The sequence below is a fragment of the Luteimonas sp. MC1828 genome, assembly GCF_016461615.1.
Classification (GTDB): Bacteria; Pseudomonadota; Gammaproteobacteria; order Xanthomonadales; family Xanthomonadaceae; genus Luteimonas.
Genome location: NZ_JAEMNY010000001.1, coordinates 378,619 through 397,589 on the forward strand (window position 1 = coordinate 378,619; position 18,971 = coordinate 397,589).

The 18,971-nt window shown below is 71.3% G+C and carries 20 protein-coding genes; 14 read left to right on the forward strand and 6 right to left on the reverse strand.

Translation table 11 applies throughout. The features are described 5' to 3' along the window. Nucleotides 1-37 precede the first annotated feature (37 nt). The gene (locus JHB91_RS01880) at nt 38-577 is read left to right on the forward strand and encodes a hypothetical protein (RefSeq protein ID WP_199471066.1); all 540 of its coding nucleotides are present in this window, start codon (nt 38-40) and stop codon (nt 575-577) included. A 114-nt stretch (nt 578-691) separates the two neighbouring features. Here the strand turns inward: JHB91_RS01880 and JHB91_RS01885 are convergent, their stop codons facing one another. The 3 genes from JHB91_RS01885 to JHB91_RS01895 all read right to left on the reverse strand — a co-directional run bounded on the left by JHB91_RS01885 (nt 692) and on the right by JHB91_RS01895 (nt 5,632). Then, entirely contained in the window at nt 692-892 is a 201-nt protein-coding gene (locus JHB91_RS01885) for a hypothetical protein (RefSeq protein ID WP_199471068.1), read from the reverse strand. Nucleotides 893-1,115: 223 nt separating this feature from the next. After that, complete coding sequence (locus JHB91_RS01890) at nt 1,116-2,435, reverse strand: mechanosensitive ion channel domain-containing protein (RefSeq protein WP_199471070.1); 1,320 nt, start codon at nt 2,433-2,435, stop codon at nt 1,116-1,118. Between the two features lie 86 nt (nt 2,436-2,521). After that, nucleotides 2,522-5,632 (reverse strand): ligand-binding sensor domain-containing diguanylate cyclase, encoded by a 3,111-nt coding sequence (locus JHB91_RS01895; RefSeq protein ID WP_199471072.1) that lies wholly within the window; start codon nt 5,630-5,632, stop codon nt 2,522-2,524. 94 nt (nt 5,633-5,726) lie between these two features. Here JHB91_RS01895 and JHB91_RS01900 point away from each other — a divergent pair, with 94 nt between their 5' ends. Both JHB91_RS01900 and JHB91_RS01905 read left to right on the forward strand, forming a co-directional pair. Further along, nucleotides 5,727-6,008, forward strand: a complete 282-nt coding sequence (locus tag JHB91_RS01900) for a hypothetical protein (RefSeq protein WP_199372853.1) — start codon at nt 5,727-5,729, stop codon at nt 6,006-6,008. 75 nt (nt 6,009-6,083) lie between these two features. Continuing rightward, a complete protein-coding gene (locus tag JHB91_RS01905) occupies nt 6,084-6,350 on the forward strand; it encodes a DksA/TraR family C4-type zinc finger protein (RefSeq protein WP_199372852.1) in 267 nt (88 codons plus the stop codon). A 10-nt stretch (nt 6,351-6,360) separates the two neighbouring features. Here the strand turns inward: JHB91_RS01905 and JHB91_RS01910 are convergent, their stop codons facing one another. Further along, nucleotides 6,361-7,647: a hypothetical protein gene (locus JHB91_RS01910; protein WP_199471074.1), complete on the reverse strand. Its 1,287-nt coding sequence runs from the start codon at nt 7,645-7,647 to the stop codon at nt 6,361-6,363. 239 nt (nt 7,648-7,886) lie between these two features. Between JHB91_RS01910 and JHB91_RS01915 the strand changes: the two genes are divergently transcribed. From JHB91_RS01915 to JHB91_RS01955, 9 genes are all read left to right on the forward strand, one after another. Beyond that, complete coding sequence (locus JHB91_RS01915) at nt 7,887-8,654, forward strand: transferase (RefSeq protein ID WP_199471076.1); 768 nt, start codon at nt 7,887-7,889, stop codon at nt 8,652-8,654. After that, entirely contained in the window at nt 8,647-9,267 is a 621-nt protein-coding gene (locus JHB91_RS01920) for a hypothetical protein (RefSeq protein ID WP_199372849.1), read from the forward strand. Before JHB91_RS01915 ends, JHB91_RS01920 begins: the two co-directional genes overlap by 8 nt. Before the next feature lie 18 nt (nt 9,268-9,285). Beyond that, the gene (locus JHB91_RS01925; RefSeq protein WP_199372848.1) at nt 9,286-9,864 is read left to right on the forward strand and encodes a GNAT family N-acetyltransferase; all 579 of its coding nucleotides are present in this window, start codon (nt 9,286-9,288) and stop codon (nt 9,862-9,864) included. Continuing rightward, nucleotides 9,864-10,682, forward strand: coding sequence for an SAM-dependent methyltransferase (locus tag JHB91_RS01930; protein WP_199372847.1), 819 nt, complete (start codon nt 9,864-9,866; stop codon nt 10,680-10,682). The genes JHB91_RS01925 and JHB91_RS01930 overlap by 1 nt, the downstream gene beginning before the upstream one ends. A 12-nt stretch (nt 10,683-10,694) precedes the next feature. Then, nucleotides 10,695-10,973, forward strand: a complete 279-nt coding sequence (locus tag JHB91_RS01935; protein WP_199471078.1) for a hypothetical protein — start codon at nt 10,695-10,697, stop codon at nt 10,971-10,973. Nucleotides 10,974-10,999: 26 nt separating this feature from the next. After that, complete coding sequence (locus JHB91_RS01940) at nt 11,000-12,850, forward strand: GGDEF domain-containing protein (protein ID WP_199471080.1); 1,851 nt, start codon at nt 11,000-11,002, stop codon at nt 12,848-12,850. A gap of 28 nt (nt 12,851-12,878) precedes the next feature. Beyond that, complete coding sequence (locus JHB91_RS01945) at nt 12,879-13,253, forward strand: DUF6164 family protein (protein ID WP_199372844.1); 375 nt, start codon at nt 12,879-12,881, stop codon at nt 13,251-13,253. 71 nt (nt 13,254-13,324) lie between these two features. Next, a complete protein-coding gene (locus JHB91_RS01950) occupies nt 13,325-14,068 on the forward strand; it encodes a hypothetical protein (RefSeq protein ID WP_199471082.1) in 744 nt (247 codons plus the stop codon). A gap of 77 nt (nt 14,069-14,145) precedes the next feature. Further along, nucleotides 14,146-14,757, forward strand: coding sequence for a hypothetical protein (locus JHB91_RS01955; RefSeq protein ID WP_199471084.1), 612 nt, complete (start codon nt 14,146-14,148; stop codon nt 14,755-14,757). A 7-nt stretch (nt 14,758-14,764) separates the two neighbouring features. On the opposite strand, the gene JHB91_RS01960 is transcribed toward JHB91_RS01955, so the two are convergent. After that, entirely contained in the window at nt 14,765-15,946 is a 1,182-nt protein-coding gene (locus JHB91_RS01960) for an NAD(P)/FAD-dependent oxidoreductase (RefSeq protein WP_199471086.1), read from the reverse strand. Nucleotides 15,947-16,067: 121 nt separating this feature from the next. On the opposite strand from JHB91_RS01960, the gene JHB91_RS01965 reads away from it, so the two are divergent. Next, a complete protein-coding gene (locus tag JHB91_RS01965; protein WP_199471088.1) occupies nt 16,068-16,805 on the forward strand; it encodes a sulfurtransferase in 738 nt (245 codons plus the stop codon). Then, nucleotides 16,802-16,978 (forward strand): hypothetical protein, encoded by a 177-nt coding sequence (locus JHB91_RS01970; protein ID WP_199372839.1) that lies wholly within the window; start codon nt 16,802-16,804, stop codon nt 16,976-16,978. The genes JHB91_RS01965 and JHB91_RS01970 overlap by 4 nt, the downstream gene beginning before the upstream one ends. A gap of 61 nt (nt 16,979-17,039) precedes the next feature. Here the strand turns inward: JHB91_RS01970 and JHB91_RS01975 are convergent, their stop codons facing one another. Next, nucleotides 17,040-18,968, reverse strand: coding sequence for a DEAD/DEAH box helicase (locus JHB91_RS01975; protein WP_199471090.1), 1,929 nt, complete (start codon nt 18,966-18,968; stop codon nt 17,040-17,042). Nucleotides 18,969-18,971: the final 3 nt, after the last annotated feature.

Here is an 18,971-nt window from a genome sequence, read left to right on the forward strand (position 1 = left end):
CACGCGGGTGCCGGGACCTACCGGAAGGCATCTCGCCATGAACAACCGATTCCTGCCGCTGCTCCTGGTGTTGGCGCTGCCCGCGGCCTGTGACCGCCCGGCGGTGCCGCCGGCTCCCCCGGAGGTGCCCGACGCGCCCGAGGCGCCACCGGCGCCGGTCGTCTCCGATGCGTCGGCGGGGTCCGCACCCGACGCCGCCGATGCGGGCCGGGGCGGGTCGACCGTCACTGGCGCTGACGCGGACCAGGGCCTGCCGGACGCCTTCGTGGTTTCGACCAACGAGCCATTCTGGAATGCGCGGGTCGAGTCGGGGCACGTCGTGCTCAACGGTCCGGATGTGTCCGACCGCCGCTTCACCGTGGCTGGCGAGGAGAATTCGTCCGACGCACGCGCAGTGCGTGCCCGCGACGACGCGGGGCGCACGATCGAAGTGCGCATCGCCGCAGGGCGCTGCGAGGATTCGATGTCGGGGGCGGTGTTTCCCTATCGCGGGTCGGTCGCGGTGGAAGGCGGCGCCGCGGCCAGCGGATGCGCGCGCCCCGCCGGCATGCCGGCGCCGGTCCCGAGCGGCCAGTAACGGCATCGTGGGGCCGGGGCCCGACCAGCTGTCGCTGTCTCGGCCGCGGGGCATCGGTGGACAGGTCCTGGAGCGTTTGTGATGTGCCGGCCGCTCCAGCGTCGTACGGACCGGTCAGGGCCGGCGTGGCTCGATCAGGATGCTGTCGCCCCAGCCCTCCGGGAACACGATGGCGACCGCGCTGCCGGCCGCGGTGGCATCGCCCAGGGCCACGGCGTGCGCGGCCATCATCGCCTTGAAGCGGCTGTTGAACGTTTCATCGAAGCTTGACCCGCGGACGTGGAAGCCCGCGTCTACCAGCGTGATCTCGACCAAGGTCCTGCTCCGGCGGAAGGGTGCCCCGGCCCAGCTTTACGACTTGCTCAAGGTCGCGGCCATTCCTCTGCTGAGCGGCATCCGTGACCGGTGCAAGGCCGTGCTGCCGGGGCAGCGGCAATCTTGACGGTCCAGGCCCGGCCCGGCCGTCGGTGGGGACCTTGCACCTTTGTAGGATTCGACCCACCCAGCGCCGGCAGACGGCTCGCTTGGGCGGCCGCGCTCAGGTCGTCGCCGGGCGCTCGTCGGTGATCAGGTCTTCGTCGGCGTGCGCGAGCTGCTCCGCGGCCACCTGTGCGTCGATGTCGCGATTGACTGAGGTGTCCGCCGGCAGGCTGGTCGAGCCGGCCACCGGCATCGCGGCATCCTGCGGAAGCGGGCCCACGTAATACACGGTGCGCGGGCCTTCGATGCCGGCCTCGGCCAGCGCGGTGCGCACCACGTGGAGCGCTTCGCTGCGCACCTTGCCCGGATCGGCCTCGCGCTGGTCGACCCAGGCGAAGAATCGCAACGTGAGGCCGGAGGCGTCGTAGCTGCTGACCGTCCACGACGGCGCCGGATCTTCCAGCACGCCCGGGACCACACAGAGTGCATCCATGGCCACCTGCTGGGCGGTGCGGATCGACTCGCTCCCGTCCAGCGGGATGGTGAAATCGATCCGCCGGCGCGGGTTGCGGGTGTAGTTGAGCACCACCGACTTGAACACCAGTGCGTTGGGCAGGGTGAGCCGGTTGCCGTCGAGCGTCACCAGGACCGTCGCCCGCGAGGTCAGCGCCGCGACCTTGCCCTCGTAGCTGTCGATGCGCAGCATGTCACCGGGTGCGAAGGGCCGCCGCAGGCTGAGGAGGATGCCGGCTACGTAGTTCTCCGCGATGTCCTTGAACGCGAAGCCCAGCACCAGGCCGACCACGCCAGCCGAGCCCAGCACCGCCCCGACCAGCGCCGAGGCGCCGAGCAGGTCCAGCGCCACCAGCAGCCCGGCGAGCAGGGTCAGCCACTGCGCGAGACGCTGCACGAGGCTGGCGAAATACGGATTGTCGCTCCGCCACTGGCGGCGGCCGAAGCGGGCACCCACCAGCTTGCCCAGCCACCACGACAGCATCACCACCGCGATCGCGACCACCAGCAGCGGCAGCGCCGCCACCAGCCGCATCAGCTTGTCGACCGCGAGCCGGGTGGCGGTGTCGAAGCGGTCGGACAGCCGCGTGCTGAGCGCAAGCTGGTTGTCGACGGCGGAGATCCCGTCCTGCTGCCCGGCCACCTGTTCGGCGAGCGTGCGGTCGCCGAGGTCGATCACATCGCCCTGCAGCCGCGCCACGCCGCCGCTGACGGTGACCGTGACGTCCTGCAGGCCGTCGACTTCGCGCAGGCGCTGCGCCAGGCGCCTGCTGGCGACAAGATCGGCACCGGCGCCTGGCGTGCCTGCGGTCGCGTCCGCCGGGGTCGCATCCTGAGTGCCGGCAGCGTGGCTCGGGGCGATGGTGAGAAGGAGCGCCAGCACCAGGCTGGCAAGCAATAAGGGGGGCGAGGGGCGGCCGTGCATGCCGCAATCCTCGCATGGCGCAGTGGCGACGGCGCATGCAGAGGCGCTGCGATGTCGGGCATGGCGCGGATATGCGCCGGCCCGGCTCAGCGCGTGAATCCTGGCGCCACCGTGCCCGAGTGCAGCACCCGCGCGCAGTCCTCGCCGACGTCGGCGGGCGCGGCGCCCGCGAGCAGCGCCTGAACGCCGGTGCGGTCCGGGTGGGGCCCGGGCACCACGCCCACCCAGGCATCCTTGGTGCCGCGCTTGGCGGCATACAGGCAACGGTCGGCAAGGCCAACGCAGGCTTCCCAGTCGCCGACATCCGGGCACTCCGGCGCGAACGGCCACGGCGCGAAGCCGATCGAGCAGGTGAGCGGCAACACCAGCCCGGGTGCGACCCGGATCGGCTGGCCGGCGATCGCCTCGCGGATGCGCTCGGCAAGCTGGGCGGCATCGGCGACGCGGGTGAAGCGGGTGATCAGCAGGAACTCCTCGCCGCCCCAGCGCACCAGCAGGTCGTGGTCGCGGCTGAGCAGCCGCAGCCGGTCCGCGAAGTGCACCAGCACTTCGTCGCCCGCCTGGTGGCCATGGCGGTCGTTGACCTGCTTGAAGTCGTCGATGTCGATCATGAAGAACACCAGCCGCTCAAGCGGGCCGCCGGCCTGTTCGATCGCGGTACGCAGCGCACCAGCCTCGCGGCCAAGCCAGTCCTGCAGGTCGCGGCGGTTGGAGATGCGGGTCAGCGGGTCGCGGCGGGTGGCGATGTCGAGCTGGGCGTTGGTGGTGCTCAGGCGCAGGTTGGCCTCCTGCAGCTGCGCGGTGCGCTCGGCCACGGTGCGCTCAAGCAGTTCGACCTGGCGGCGCTCGCGACGCACCGCCGAGCCGGCGCGGCGCGCCACCAGGGCGGCCAGCAGCAGCGCCGCCAGCACGTAGCCGGCGTAGGCGAACGGGTGGCGCCACCACGGCGGCGCCATGTGCAGGTCGAGGCGCCGCGTATCGCCATAGCGGCCATCACGCCCGGCCGCCTCGACCTCGAGCACGTAGTCGCCGGGCGGCAGGCGGCTCACCGAGAACTCGGCGCGTGGTGCGCGCGGATAGACCCAGGCCTCGTGCAGCCCGCGCATCCGGTAGCGCAGCTGCGCCACTTCGGCGGCGCCGAAGTCGATCGACGTCATGGCGATCGAGAAGACCCTGTCGCGCCACGCCAGCGACACGCTGTCGGCATACACGATGTCCGATTCCACCGGGCCGGATTCGTCGCCGTTGGATTCGCCGGGCGAGAGGCTCAGCGTGGTCAGCACCGCGCGCGCCGCCGGGCTCTGCAGGGGCAGCTTGTCGGGATCCAGCACGTCCAGGCCACGCGTGCCGCCGAAGTACAGCAGGCCGTCCTGGTCGCGGAACGCCGAACCGCTGTTGTATTCGCGGTTCTGCAGGCCGTCGCGCGGGCCCAGCACCTGGATGGAATCTTCGCCCGGGGCGAGCACGGACAGCCCGTTGTTGGTGCTCAGCCACAGGCGCCCGACGCTGTCGCCGAGGATGGCGTAGACGACGTTGTTGCCCAGCCCGTCGCGGTCGCTGTAGTTGCGGATGGCGCCGCTGTCGCGGTCGATCCGGTACAGGCCATGGCTGTAGCTGCCCACCCACAGCGCCTGGTCGTCGGCTGTCAGCGACCAGAGCGAATGGTGCAGGCCGGTGTGTTCCGATGGCGCGGCGTCCGCGCCCGCGTCGAGCCGCCAGAGACCGGCGGCGTTGGTCGCGATCCACAGCGGGCCGTCGCGGTCACGCAGCAGCGCGGTGACCTGGCGGCCCGCAAGGGGTGCAAGTGTCGGGTCCGCCACCAGCTCCCCGTTGCTGACGCGTGCCAGGCCACCGCGGGTCGCCACCCACACGGTGCCGCCCTCGACCAGCATGGCGTCGATGCGCGGGTCGGGCAGGCCGGGGATGCGCCTGGGCGCGCCGGTGCCCGGCCAGTGCCAGAGGCCGTCCTGGGTGCCGATCCACCAGCCGCGATCCTCCGCACGGGCGATGGCACGCACCGACTGGCCTTCGAAACCGGCGACCTCCGTCCAGTCACGGCCGGCCGTGCGCCGCTCCATGAGGCCGTTGTCGGTGCCGGCCAGCAAGTGCTCGCCGGCGCGCCAGAGTGCACGCATGCTGACGCTCGGCCAGCCTTCCATGCGCCCGGCGTCGGAACGGCCGAAGCGGATGACGTCAGACAGCGGACGCGCGAAGTACAGGCCCGACGTGTACGTGCCGATCCACAGCGCGCCGGACGCGCCTTCGTACAGGGTCACGACCGGATTGCCGAGGTCGCGATCGAGGTGCAGTGGGGCGGGCGTGGCGCCCGCGGCAGCCAGCCGCGTCACGGAGCCGTTGCCGAAGCCGGCCAGCACGCTGCCGTCGCGCCTGCGCAGCAGGGCGGTGAGCACGCTGGCATCGGGCTGGAGTTCGCTGATCGCGTACCTGCGCAGCAGGCGCCCGTCGGCGGCATCCACCAGCGCCAGGCCGCCGCGTTCACTGGCGACCCACGCACCCTCGGGTCCGGATTGCAGTGCGATGCAGGCGCTGCCGTTGTCGCCGCCGCGCCGTGGCAGGGCCGTCATCGCCTCGCGCGTGGCGTGCCACAGGCGGCAATCGCGGCCCAGCGCGAGCGCGCCGCCCTGCGGCAGCGGTGCCAGGCCGACGATCTCGCCGCCGCCCAGCTTGCGCACATGGCGCGGTGCGATGCCGACGTGGTCGAGTCCGCCCGCGGTCCCGATCCATGCACCGCCCTCGGGGTCGACCAGGATCGCTGTGGTGCGGTCGTCGGACAGCCCGTCGCCGCGGTCGAGGCGGATCCGTTCCCAGCTCGGCAGATGGATGATTTCAACGCCGGTGTCGTCGGTGCCAAGCCAGAGCCTGGTCGCGGCGCGATCGAAGGCGAGGGCGTCGATGCTGCTGCTGGCAAGGCCCAGGTCGTTGCCGCGTTCGCGCCGCCACGACTGGAAACGATGGCCGTCGAAGCGCGCCAGTCCGTCCTGCGTGGCGACCCACAGGAAGCCCTGGTCGTCGCCGGCAAGCGCATTCACAGTCGATTGCGGCAGGCCCTCGTCCGGGCCGAACGCTTCCAGGCGCTGCGGGGTGGACGTGTAGGCCGCCAGTGCGGGCCATGTGCACAGCAGCAACAGGAGGCCCGCGATGGCGTTCGTGCTCAGGCTGGTGGCTGGTCGCGGCATTCCCTGTGGGCATGCAAGATGCGTGCCACTGTGGCTGCCGCCACTGCGTCTTGCTTGACCGCGATCATGGCCGGCGCCGCCTGGACGGCCGACGATGGCCGCATGGCGCGATGGGCGCCTGCGACTGGACAAGACCATGGAATACGAAATCGCGCTGCGCGGCCGGGTGGCCAACCTGGCGGCCGTCAACGAGGCACTGCGAGCCGCCGATCCCGCGGCACTGGCCGACCTGCACGCCAGCGGCTCGCCGCTGCGGGTCTCGACGTCCCTGGGCGTCGCCGAAGTGGCCGCCCTGGTGAGTTCCGCCGGCCTGGAAACGGCCGCGGCTGCCGTCGAGCAGCAGCCTTCGACCTGCTGCGGCGGCTGCGGCGGCTGACTGCCGCGGGGGCTTGCGTTAGGGCACGCCGTCCCGATAACTCCCGGGACGGCAACCACGACGCGGGGCACGACCATGGCCACAGGCTGGGCTGGAGACGGAGCGGTGCAGGACCAGATCGATGCCACCGTGAAGGATGGCATCGAGCGGGCGCGCAGCCGGTTGCCGCAGGGCCCGGGCCTGGCGCACTGCGAGGAGTGCGAGGCGGCCATCCCGGATGCGCGCCGGAAGGCCGTGCCCGGGGTGCGGCTGTGCGTGGCATGCCAGTCCGCGCACGACGAGGAAGACAGTGCGCAGGGCGGCTACAACCGCCGTGGCAGCAAGGACAGCCAGCTGCGCTGATCCAGCCGGATCAGTGGATCTGCTGCAGTACGAGGATCGTCGTCAGCACCGCCGCCAGGATCAGGTAGTCGCCGTCGTCGCCGCGGCGGCCGTAACGGCTGCGGTCGTAATAGCCATCTTCGTAGCCGCGCCGGAAGCCCTCGCGGAAGTAATAGCTGTACTCGTCCTGGTCGACATACCAGCCGTTGTACCCGTAGCTGGCATCCTCGTAGGCGTAGCTGTTGCGGTAGTCGGGCCGCCAGCCATCGTCGCTGTCCGCGCGTCCGGCGCGCCGGCCTTCGCGGTAGCCCAGGTCCACCGCCTGCTGAAGGAGGTCCGCAGCGTAGCGGCTCACCTGGTGGTACCGGCCATCGCGGTAGTAGCGGTGGCTGAGCGGCGCGCCGTACCACGCGTTGGTGTTGCGATACCCCTGTGACTGCCACACGAGGTGCTGTTGCTGCAGGCGGCGGTGGTAGTCACGCATGTAGCGCTGCTGCTGGGCGCGCTGCTGCTGCACCAGGCGCTGCTCGTGGCGGCGCTCGATGGCGCGCAGTTGCGCCTGGTGGCGCGCGTAGTCGGCTTCACGGCGGCGCTGGTCCTGCATCCGCTGCTCGCGCAGCCCGGCCTGGCGGCCGTCGTCGCGGAAGCGATCCTCGCGGATGCGCTCGCGTGCCTGCGACGGCCCAGGATTGCTGGCTTGGCGACGGTCGTCCCGCAGGCGTCGTTCGCTGTCGCGGACGCTTGCCTGCGCGCGCGCCGTGCGCGCGCGCGCTTCCGCCTGGATGCGCGCGCTGTCATCGCGTTGCCGCTGCAGGCGCTCCCGGGTCTGGCGCTGCACGTCATCGTCCCGTTGCCGGGCCTGGCGCCGCACGTCGTCGCCCCGTTCCCGGGCCTGGCGCTGCACGTCATCGCCCCGATCCCGATCCCGCAGCGCCGACCGGGATTCCGGCAGGGGTTGCTGCTCGCTACGCGGCTGACGCACTTGCGCCTCGCGGGGGCGCGACAGCTCCTCCATGCGCGGCCGGACCCTTGACCGGGGCTGCTGCTCCTGGCGTTGCCCGGCCAGCTGCCGAGGCTGTTGCTCCCGAGGCGGCCGGGCCTGTGGCCGGTCCTGCCGGCGTTGCCCCTGCCGCGCCTCTCGGTGCTGCTCGTCGCGCTGGGTGCGCTGGTCGCGCTCGGTGCGCGTCGCGTCGTCTTCGTCACGCTGCTGGCGCGATTCGCCGCGCGGACCACGTTCCTGGGCATGGCCCGCGACCGGAGCGAGCAGGCTGGCCGCGAGGAGGATCGAAGCGACAAGGTGGAATCGGCGCAGGCTCATGGCAGGCTCGTCGGAAGTCGGTACATGCGCACTTCAAACGATGGCGGCTTAACCGGTTCTGAGAATTCCGAGGGTGGCGACGGGACGTTCAGCAGGCGGTGTACGTCGCATCGGTGCTGACTGGTGAACCACTGCTGCGCTAGGCTGCCCGCGTTTTCGCAAGTGGAACGTGCGTGCAGTTGGATGACGGCCGATTCGGGCAGCGGATTGCGACCTGGCTTGCCGGTCTGCGGTGCCGCGTGCGTCCACTTGACCCGACCGGGCTGCCGCTGCGTCCGGCCCGGCTGCGGCAGGTCGGCGATTACACCGCGCTGCAGTTCACACGCGGCCAGACGCAGAGCCGGATGCTGGGGGGTTCCCCGGACCAGCTGCTGATCGACTACACCCGCACCATGCTTGCGGCGTTGCTGTGGCAACCGCGCCCGCGTTCGATCTGCATGGTCGGGCTGGGCGGCGGATCGCAGGCGAAGTTCATCCACCGGCACCTGCCGGAGGCGCGGCTGGAGGTCGTGGAGAACCATCCCGGCGTGATCGCGCTGCGCCGGGAGTTCCGCATTCCCGACGACGACGCCCGCCTGCAGGTCGTGCTGGATGACGGCGCGCGGTTCCTGGCGGCGCGCACCGCGCGCTACGACATGCTGCTGGTGGACGGCTATGACGCCGGCGGCATCCCCGCGGCGCTGTCCACGCCGGCCTTCCACGATGCCTGCCGCGACGCGCTGCGCCCCGGCGGGGTGCTCGCCACCAACCTGTTCTGTGCCGATCCCGCGCCGCACGTCGAGCGGCTGCGACGCAGTTTCGGCGCGGGCAACGTGCTGGTGGTGGAGGAGGCGCGAATGAGCAACCAGGTCGTGTTCGCGTGGACCGGCGCGGCACCTGCCGGCGACGAGGCGAGCCTCGCGCGCGTGCGCGCGTCCCTGCCCGCCGCGGCGCAGGCGGCGCTGTCGGCGTCGTTCGAGCGCGTCGCGCACGCCCTTCGCCTGCGCAAGGGGCACGGCGATGCATGAGCGCGTGCCGCTGCCTCCGGGGCAACTCGACGCGCTTCGCGCCGCGTACGCCACTCCACCACGCGCTTATCACGGCTTTGACCACGTCGAAGCGGTGCTCGCGCGTTTCGACGAAGTGGCCGACGGCCCCGGCTGGCATCGCCCGCGCGAGGCCTGGTTGGCCGTCCTGTACCACGACGCGATCTACGAGGCCGGCCGCAGCGACAACGAGTCGCGCTCGGCCGTGCTCGCCATCGACGCGATCGCGCGCTGGATGGCGGATGCGGGCATCGATGGCGCTCGCGTCGCCAGGCTGATCGAACTCACCGCGCGCCACGGGCACCTCGCGCCCGCGGACCTCGGTGACGGAGACGATGCCGACGACGCCCGGCATTTCCTCGACTGCGACATGGCCGTCCTGGGCGCGGCGCCCGCGGACTTCGATGCCTACGACCGCGGGATTGCCGAGGAGTACCGGGGAAGGGTGCCCGGATGGATGTTTCGCCGCGGGCGCAGGAAGTTCCTGGAGTCGCTGCTCGCCAGCGAGCGCATCTTCCTGAGTGACTATTTCCATGCGCGCCTCGACGCGCAGGCACGCGCGAACCTGCAGCGCGTGCTGGCCGGGCGGCGCTGAGTGCGGCTTGCCGCGCCTGTGGTCGCTGGGACGCCGCTGCGGGTGCTGCAGGCACGGGATGAAGCGTTGTATTGCGCGCTGTATGGCGATCCTGAAGCGATGCGCCACGTCGGCGCGGTGCTCACCGTCGAGCGTGCGCGCGCGGCGTTTGCACGCGTCATGGACCAGCTCGCCGCGCGTCCGCCGCGAGTCGCGTACTGGCTGCTTCCGCGGCGCGTCGATGCCGGCGTCGACGTGCCGCCCGCGGGACTCCTGGCGCTGCAGGCCGGCCCGGACGCTGACGACCACGCCGAAGTTGGCGTCCTGCTGCCGCGCGACGCACAGGGGGCCGGCGTTGCCAGCGCCGGCATCGCGGCATTGGCGGACGTGGTGTTCACCTCCACCGCGCTGCCGGCGTTGTGGACGCGCCATGCGCGAGGCAACGCGGCGGCGGGTGCGCTGATGCGGCGCCTGGGGTTCCAGGTCGCAGTGCAGGACATTGCCGGAGAATGCCGCTGGCAGCTGACGCGGGCGCGCTGGGCGCAGCTGCGCGGGAACCCGGCGGTGCAGGCCGGACGGGCGACTGGTACGGGGCGCGGGATGCAGGAGACGTGGTGATGTCGAAACGGGGAAGCCTGGCCTGCGTCGGCATCGGGATGATGCTGGGCGCCCACATCGGCGCGCGCGCGCGCGCCACGATCGAGCGTGCGGACGTGGTGTTCATGGCGGTGTCCGATCCGCTGGTCGAACTCTGGCTGCAGGGCATGCACCGCGACGTGCGCAGCCTGCAGCCCTGCTACGGCGGTGGCCGTTCGCGGCGCCAGGCCTATGCGGAGATGGTCGCGCTGCTGCTGTCCGAAGTACGTGCCGGGCATCGCGTATGCGCCGCGTTCTACGGGCATCCTGGCGTGTTCGCCGTGGCGCCGCACCAGGCCATCGCCCAGGCACGTGCCGAGGGTTACGAGGCGCACATGGAGCCCGGCATCTCCGCCGAGGATTGCCTGTATGCCGATCTCGGGCTGGATCCTGGCGCGACCGGTTGCCAGCATTTCGAAGCCGGGCAGTTCCTGCAGTACCGGCGCCACGTGGACCGCGGCGCATTGCTGGTGCTCTGGCAGGTGGGCATGGCCGTTTCCGGCCCCGGAGGACGTCAACTCCCCATGGGCGCGTGGCAGCGCCTGCTCTTGCAGCGCCTGCTCCAGGACTACCCGGCGGACCATACCGTGACGCTTTACGAAGCTGCTACGCTCGCCATTGCACGGCCGCGCATCGAGGGGATGCGGCTGTCCGGCCTCGAGGGAGCGGGGCTGCGTCCGCAGACGACGCTGGTGCTGCCGCCTTGCGCGGCGCTGCAGCCCGATCGCGCGATTCTGGAAGAGATCGCCGCGAGCGAACCCGCCGAGTCACGTTGCGCCACCATCAAATCCACTGTGTGAGGGGACCCACCGATGTCGAATGCGATCCGTATCCTCGAGGCGCTGGGCGAGTGCCCGGTGGCCATGGCCGCCGATGAGCTTGCACGCGTGTCCACGTCGGGCCTCGGCGCCGCCGAGCGTGCCCTGCTGCTGTCCGGCGACGGCACGGGCCTGGCCGCCTTGCTTGGCGCCCCCGAGCACGTGATGATGCAGCTCTGGTCACCCCAGGAAGACACGCCGGCGCAGCCGCAGCGCGATCGTCCGGACGACGACGACAAGCGCGACCCCCCGGACGAGTCACCCGAAAGCTAACTCCCACATACGGGGTCGGCGCAACGATGCGCACGCAGTGGCTGATGGTCTGCCTGTTGGCGAGTCTCCTGTCGGGAGGGCTGGTGGCGAACGTCGCCCATGCCGCACCGGCGGCGACCTTCGATGCCCTGCTCGAACAGGCAGACACGCTCCGCAGCGCCAATCCGGCCAGGTTCCGCGAGCTCCTCGCCGGACTCAACGCCAATACGCCCGACGACCTGACCGTGGGGCAGGGCGAGCGCCTCGACTATCTCAACGCGTACGCGCTCGCGCTCGGCGGTCGCTACGAGGAGAGCATCGCCGCGGCGACCGCGCTGTTCGAGCGCGCGCAGGGTGCGAACATGAAGGTCCGCGCCGGCGCGCTCGTGGTCAATACGCGCGCCATCACCCGCGATTTCGCTGGCGGCCTGCGCATGCTCGGCAAGGTGCTGCCGTTCACACGCGACGACATCGACGAGGCCAATCGCGAGCACGTGTTCGGCGTGGCGGCGGTGATCCACAACCAGGCCGGGCAGTACCGGATCGGGCGCGAGTACGCCGAGCGCGTGCTGGCCGTCACCGAGGCGCCGCGCGCCCGGTGCTTTGCGGGCCAGACCCGCCTGCAGGCGATGCAGGAGTTGAAACAGGTCCCTTCCGAGGACCGCGAGTTCAACCTGCTGATCGACGGGTGCGATGCAGAGCGCGAGCCGGTGGTGGCCAACCTGGTGCGCGCCATGCTGGCGCGCAAATGGGCGGGCGAGGGGAGCCGGTCGCGGGCGGTCGCGCTCCTCGAACGTCATCTCCCCGAGGTCGAGCGCACCGGCTACCCGCCGCTGCTCGGCGAGTTCCACTCGCTGCTGGCGGAGTACAAGCTGGCCGCCGGCGACCCCGCCGGGGCCGATGCCCACGCGCTGGCCACGATCGATCGCGGCGGTGGCGATTTCACCAAGCCGCTGGTCGCTGCATACCGCATCCGCTACCTCGTGGCCGAGGCCCGCAACGACCCCGTCCAGGCGCTGGCCCACCACCGCCTCTACGCCGAAGCAGACAAGGCGCAACTCGACGAAGTGAAGGCGCGCGAGCTGGCCTATCAGATCGTCAGCCACGAGACGCTGCAGCAGACCCAGCAGATCGAGTTGCTCAACCGCCAGAACGAAGTGCTGCAGCTGCAGCAGCGCGTCCAGGAGCAGTCGGCGCAGAATTCACGCCTGCTGGTGCTGATGCTGCTGTTGTTGCTGGCCTCGATCGCGTTCTGGGCCTACAAGACCAAGCGCGTGCAGGTTTCGCTGCGGCGCCTGGCCGAAACCGATGCCCTGACCGGCATCAGCAACCGCCACCACTTCAACGAGCGCGCAGCGGCCACGCTGGCGCGCAGTGCGCGCATGGGCGAGGACGTCGCGCTGGTGATGTTCGACCTCGACCGGTTCAAGTCGATCAACGACCACTACGGGCATGGCGTCGGTGACTGGGTACTCCAGCGCGTGGTCGAGGCCTGCGCCACGTCGCGCCGCGACGTCGACTGGTTCGGGCGCCTGGGTGGCGAGGAGTTCGCGCTGCTGGTGGCCGGCGCGGACGGCGCCGAGGCGGTGCGTGTCGCAGACGAGTGCCGGCGCTGCATCGCTGCCATCGACAGCCGTGAAAGCGGGCACGCCTTCACCATCACCGCGAGCTTCGGCATCAGCACCACCGCGCTTTCCGGATACGACCTGACGCGCCTGCTGACCCACGCCGACCGCATGCTCTATCGCGCCAAGCGCGGCGGTCGCAACCGCGTCTGCCTGTACGAGATCCCCGTGCCCGCCGCGCTGCAGGTGGCCGACGCCCACCTGGCGCCAGCGCACCTGGACGCCCCCGTGTCGATGCGTGCCGGCGAGAGGCGCCGCGTGACCGCGTTCTGAGACATCCGCGCCGGGTATCCTTGCGCCCATGGCCAAGCTGCTCCTCAACATGCGGATGGTGCCCGACGACGAAGCCGACGACGTGCGCGCGTTCCTCGAGGCGCACGCGATAGCGTTCCACGAAACACTGCCCAGCCGCTGGGGGATTTCGTACGGCGGCATCTGGGTCAGCGACGACGCCGACTTTCCGAAGGCGCGACGGCTCATGGATGAATACCAGGCGCGGCGCCAGGCGCAGGCGCGGGAAGCGCGCGCGCTGGAGCTTCGCGAAGGCCGTGCGGAGACGCTCCGCGACGTCGCACGCGCCGAGCCGCTGCGCGTGCTGGTGACCGCGATCGGCATCGTCCTGTTGCTCGCGCTGGTCGCCCTGCCGGTGATGTTGCTGTGGCGCGCCTGGACGTGAGCGGCAAGGCGTCCCGGCAGCCACATTGGCCGGATCGCGCCGCCCACCAGCGCCGGCGCCGTGCCCGCAAGGTGTTCTGGGTTGTCGTGGTCCTGCTGGTGGTGCTGCCGTGGCTCGGCTACCGCAGCGTGCGCGACTGGATCGGGCCGGGAGCCGCCGATCCACCGGCTGCGCCGGTGGCATCCGTGCCCTTCGCATCACCCGTTGCCGTCGCGCCGTTTCCGGCCCCGCCGCACGCGACGGCGGACGTCGCCGCTGCCGCCGAGCCGATTGCCACGATCGGTGGTGGTGCCGGACCCGGCAACGATGGCCAGGACGTGGCGAGGCGTGCCGACCTCGATGCCGATGCGCACCGTGACGCGATCCTGGCCGACCGCGGCAGCGCGATCCGCCGCGAGGCCGCGCGGCGCGAGGTTGAAGCGATCCCCGGGGTGCGCGCGGCAGGCTGGGTGGATCGGATGAGCATGGTGGTGGTGACGTCCGGCGCCGGCATGAGCGGCTACCAGACGATTTCCGAGGCCTGTCGTCGGCTTGGCGCCCATGGTGATGTCACAGGCGTGGCGATCACCGTGCAGGACGTCGCGGCCGGCGGCCGCCGCCCGGCATCGCCACTCGCTGCCGAGTGTGCGGCCAACGTGCCGGGCGACGCGTCACTGCAGGCCGCCGGCGGCAGGGTGCTGCCGGGACGCGCCCTGCACCCGGCCGCCGTCGCGGACGCGACGGACGCGGCGGAGCTGGAACAGCGCCGCATCCGCCAGGCTGAAAGCCTGCGCATCCTCAGCGAAAGCACGCCCGCGCTGCCCGAGGCGCAATAGCGGCAGGTGCGCAACTAACGCGAGTCGAACGCCACGCGTTTATGATCGGGCGTCGCTTCCCGCTCCCTGGCATCTCCTTGAATCCACGACCGACGTTTGCCCTCACGCTGATCGCGCTCGCCCTGGTCGCCTGCGGCGGCAGCGAAGCCCCCGTCACCACCGCCGGCCAGCCCCCCGCGACCAGCGCGCCGCCGCCCGTGCCGCGCGAAGCCCTCGAGCCCGACACCGCCAACGCCACCATCGAGCGCGCCGCGCCGCCCACCCTGCGGCCCTTGGCGCTGGGCAGGTTCGAGCCCGGCAACCCGGTGGCCGAGGCCATGACCGGCGTTGTCGAGATCGAGGACGGCCGCATCACCGGGGCCAATGGCGCGAGCTTCCTCACCGAACGCGTGGCGATCGTGCGCGGCGGCGACGAGTTCGCCGCCGGCCAGCGCTATGCGGACGTGATGATGATGGACGCCGGCCAGCCCGTGGAGCTGCGCCGGGTGATCGACGAATCCCGCCCGACCACGCGGCCAGACAACGCGTTCTGCGGTCGCAACGCGACCGGCTACCTGGCGCTGGCCAGCTACATCGAGGGCGACTACCGGCTGGTCAAGCTGCTGGCGCTGGAAGGCGGCGGCATCCCGGCCGCCACCGCCACCGATACGGCGCTGTGCGCCTCCACGTTCTACCTCGCCAAGCCCTGAGGCCGGGTCAGGCGACCTCGCCGGCTGCGTGTCCTGACGCCCACGCCCACTGGAAGTTGTAGCCGCCCAGCCAGCCGGTGACGTCGACCACCTCGCCGACGAAGAACAGGCCGGGCACGGTGCGCGACATCATTGTCGATGACGACAGTCCGTCGGTGTCCACGCCGCCCAGCGTGACCTCGGCGGTGCGGTAGCCCTCGGTGCCGCTGGCGACGATCGGCCAGTGCGCCAGCGTTGCCGCCAATGTGGCCAGTTCGCGATCGCTGTACTGGCGCAGTGGCCGGCTCTCCATCCAGTGTTCGCACAACCGCTGCGCGAAGCGCCGCGGCAGGTGTTCGGACAGCAGCGTGCGCAGTTCGGTCGCCGGCCGCTCTGCGCGCGCGGTGCGGAGCAGGGCGGGTGCGTCGACTCCCGGCAGCAGGTCGATGGCCAGCGCCTCGCCGGGCTCCCAGTACGACGATACCTGCAGCATCGCCGGCCCGCTGAGGCCGCGATGGGTGACCAGCATGGCGTTGCGGAAGGCCTGTCCGCGGCTCGCTGCCTCGACCGGCAGCGACAGGCCGCTCAGGCCATCGAGGCGTTCGGCGTGCACGCCACTGAGCGTCAGCGGCACCAGGCCGGCGCGCGTGGGCAACACCGCATGGCCGAACTGGCGCGCCAGCGTGTACCCGAAGCCGCTGCCGCCAAGGCTCGGGATCGACAGCGCGCCGCTGGCCACGACCAGCGACTGCGCGGTGACCCGGCCGCGATCGGTCTCGACCACGAAGCCGTCGCCCGCGCGCTGTACGGCATGCACGTCGCAGCCCACGTCCAGCGCGACGCCTGCCTGCGCGCATTCGTCCAGCAGCATCTTCACGATGAGCTTGGAGGACTCGTCGCAGAACAGCTGGCCGAGTTCCTTCTCGTGCCAGGCGATGCCATGGCGGTCGACCAGGGCGATGAAATCCGCCGGCGTGTAGCGCGCCAGCGCCGACTTGCAGAAGTGCGGGTTGGCCGAGAGAAAATTGGCCGGGGTGGTGCCGGTGTTGGTGAAATTGCAGCGCCCGCCGCCCGACATCAGGATCTTCTTGCCGACCTTGTTGGCGCGCTCGACCACGCGCACGCGGCGGCCGCGCTGGCCGGCAGTGGCCGCGCACATCAGGCCGGCGGCGCCGGCGCCGATCACCAGCACGTCGCAGGCGTCGCTCATGCCGCGCGCAGCCGGTGAGGGTGGATGTTGTGTCGGATCGCGTCGCCGTCGACGCTGGCGCGGTGGCCCGGGAAGCTGCTCATTGCGGCAAAGGATAGCTTGGCGAACGTAGAATGCCGCGATGTATACGAGCATTGCCGCCTATCACTTCGTTGCCATCGACGATCCTTGCGTGGTCGCCGACCGCGTGCGCGCGCGCGCGATTTCCGATGGCCTGCTCGGGACCGTGCTGGTCGCGCGCGAGGGCATCAACCTGTTCCTTGCCGGCGCCGGAGGCGCGGTCGATGCCTTCCTCGCTGCTCTCCGCGAGGACCCGCGCTTCGCCGCGCTGCACGCCAAGCGCAGCCACAGCGCGGACGCGCCGTTCGCGCGCCTGAAGGTCAAGGTGAAGCCGGAGATCATCAGTTTCCGCCGCGAGGATGCCTCGCCGCTGGATGGGCGCGCGCCCTCGGTCGCGCCGCACACGCTCGCGCGCTGGCTGGATGCGGGGTGCGACGACGCCGGTCGCCGCGTGGTGTTGCTCGATACGCGCAATCGCGAAGAGGTCGGCCACGGCAGCTTCAGAGGCGCGCTCGCGCTGCCGATCGACAACTTCACCGACCTGCCGCAGGCCCTGGATGCGCATCGCGATGCGCTCGCCGACGCCACCGTGGTCGGCTTCTGCACAGGCGGCATCCGCTGCGAGAAGGCGGTGCCGTGGATGCGCGCGAACGGTTTCGCGCATGCGGTGCAGCTGGAGGGCGGGATCCTGGGGTACTTCGACGAAATCGGCGGCCACGGCTACGACGGCAACTGTTTCGTGTTCGACGCACGCATCGCGCTGGATCCTGCGCTGCGGCCCATGAAGGCCACCGCATGAGCTGGCTTGGCCTGATGGCCGTGATCATCGGCCTCTACCTGCTGTTCAAGGTGGTCGGCGTGGTGATGAAGATCGTGCTGTGGATCGTGGTGGTGGTGGCGGCGTACTGGTTCCTGGCGCCGCTGTTCGGCTGGCCGGAGCTGGCCGAAGTGATCCACGTCCTGGGCCCCTGAGCCGCCCGGCGACGCGCGGCAGGCCACGCGTCGCTGGGTGCGGGCAAACCGCCCGCCGAACTCAGCCTTCGCCGCGCGGCGGACCCTTGCGGTGCGGAGTGCGCGGCGGGAACGGCGGGCGCGGGCCACGCGCGCCGGCAGGCCGCGGACGGTCACCCGGCGGACGCGGCGAGAACGGGCGCTTGCCCGGGCGGCCTGCGTTGCCACCGGCGGAATCGGCGGGCTCGGCACGGCGGATCTTCAGCGGCTGCCCGCCCACGTACACCTTTTTCAGATGTTCCATCAGCTCGTGCGGCATGCCCTGCGGCAGGTCGACCAGGCTGTAGTCGTCGCGGATGTCGATGCGGCCGATGTAACGGCTCTCGAGGTCGGCCTCGTTGGCGATCGCGCCGACGATGTTGCCCGGCTGCACGCCATGGCTGTGGCCGACTTCGATGCGGAAGGTCTCCATGCCGACGTCCGGCGCATCGCGCGGCGGACGTGGTGCGCGGTCGAAGGATGGCGCGCCGGGCTCGCCGCCGGCGGCGGAATGCGGGGCACGCTCATGACGCGGCGCCTGCTCGCGGCCACGCGGCGCGTAGCTGTCGTCGCGCGGCGGGCGCGGGCCCTGCGAACGCTCGTGCTGCGGGCGCTCGTACTGGGCACGCTCGGGCGGGGCCACCAGCAGCAGCGGGGTGTCGCCCTGCACCATCTTGGCCAGCGCCGCGGCGATCTCCACCATCGGCACGTTGTGTTCGCTTTCGTAGCGTTCCACCAGGCCGCGGTACATCGCCAGGTCGGCGTCGGACTCCAGCGCCTCGCCGATGCGGCCGAGGAAACGCGCGACGCGCTGGTCGTTGACCATGGCCACGCTGGGCAGCTGCATCGGCTCGATCTTCTGCCGCGTGGCGCGCTCGATCGCGCCCAGCATGCCGCGCTCGCGCGGCGCCACGAACAGGATCGCCTCGCCGCTGCGCCCGGCACGGCCGGTGCGGCCGATGCGGTGCACGTAACTTTCGGTGTCGTAGGGAATGTCGTAGTTCAGCACGTGGCTGATGCGGTCGACGTCGAGCCCGCGCGCGGCGACGTCGGTCGCCACCAGGATGTCGATGCGCCCGTCCTTGAGCGACTGCACCATCTTTTCGCGCTGCTTCTGCTCCACGTCGCCGTGGATCGCGGCCGCGGACAGGCCGCGCGCCGCGAGCTTCTCGGCCAGTTCCTGGGTGCCGAGCTTGGTGCGCGCGAACACCAGCATGCCGTCGAAGGGTTCGGCTTCGAGGATGCGGGTCAGGGCGTCGAGCTTGTTGGTGCCGCTGACCATCCAGTAGCGCTGGCGGATATTGGCCGCGGTGGTGGTGGTCGCCTTGATGGCGATCTCCACCGGGTCCTTCAGGTAGGTCTGCGCGATGCGCCGGATCTGCTGCGGCATGGTGGCCGAGAACAGCGCCACCTGGCGCGTCTCCGGGGTCTTCTTCAGCACGGCCTCGACGTCGTCGATGAAGCCCATGCGCAGCATCTCGTCGGCTTCGTCCAGCACCAGGCAGCGCAGCTCGGACAGGTCCAGCGATCCACGGTTGAGGTGGTCGATGACGCGGCCGGGCGTGCCGACGATCACCTGCACGCCGCGCTTCAGCGCCGACAGCTGCGGTGCATAGCCTTGGCCGCCGTAGATCGGCAGGACCTGGAAGCCGGGCAGGTGCGCGGCGTACTTCTGGAACGCCTCGGCCACCTGGATCGCCAGTTCGCGGGTCGGCGCCAGCACCAGGACCTGCGGCTTGCGCTGCGCGGGGTCGATGCGCGCCAGCGCGGGCAGCGCGAACGCGGCGGTCTTGCCGGTGCCGGTCTGCGCCTGGCCAAGCACGTCGCGGCCGGCCAGCAGCGGCGGGATGGTGGCCGCCTGGATGGGCGAGGGCGTCTCGTAGCCGACTGCGGTCAGTGCCTGCAGCAGCGAGCCGGGCAGGCCGAGGTCGGAGAATGTGGGGGTAGCGGGGGTAGCGGCGTCGGTGCTCATCAG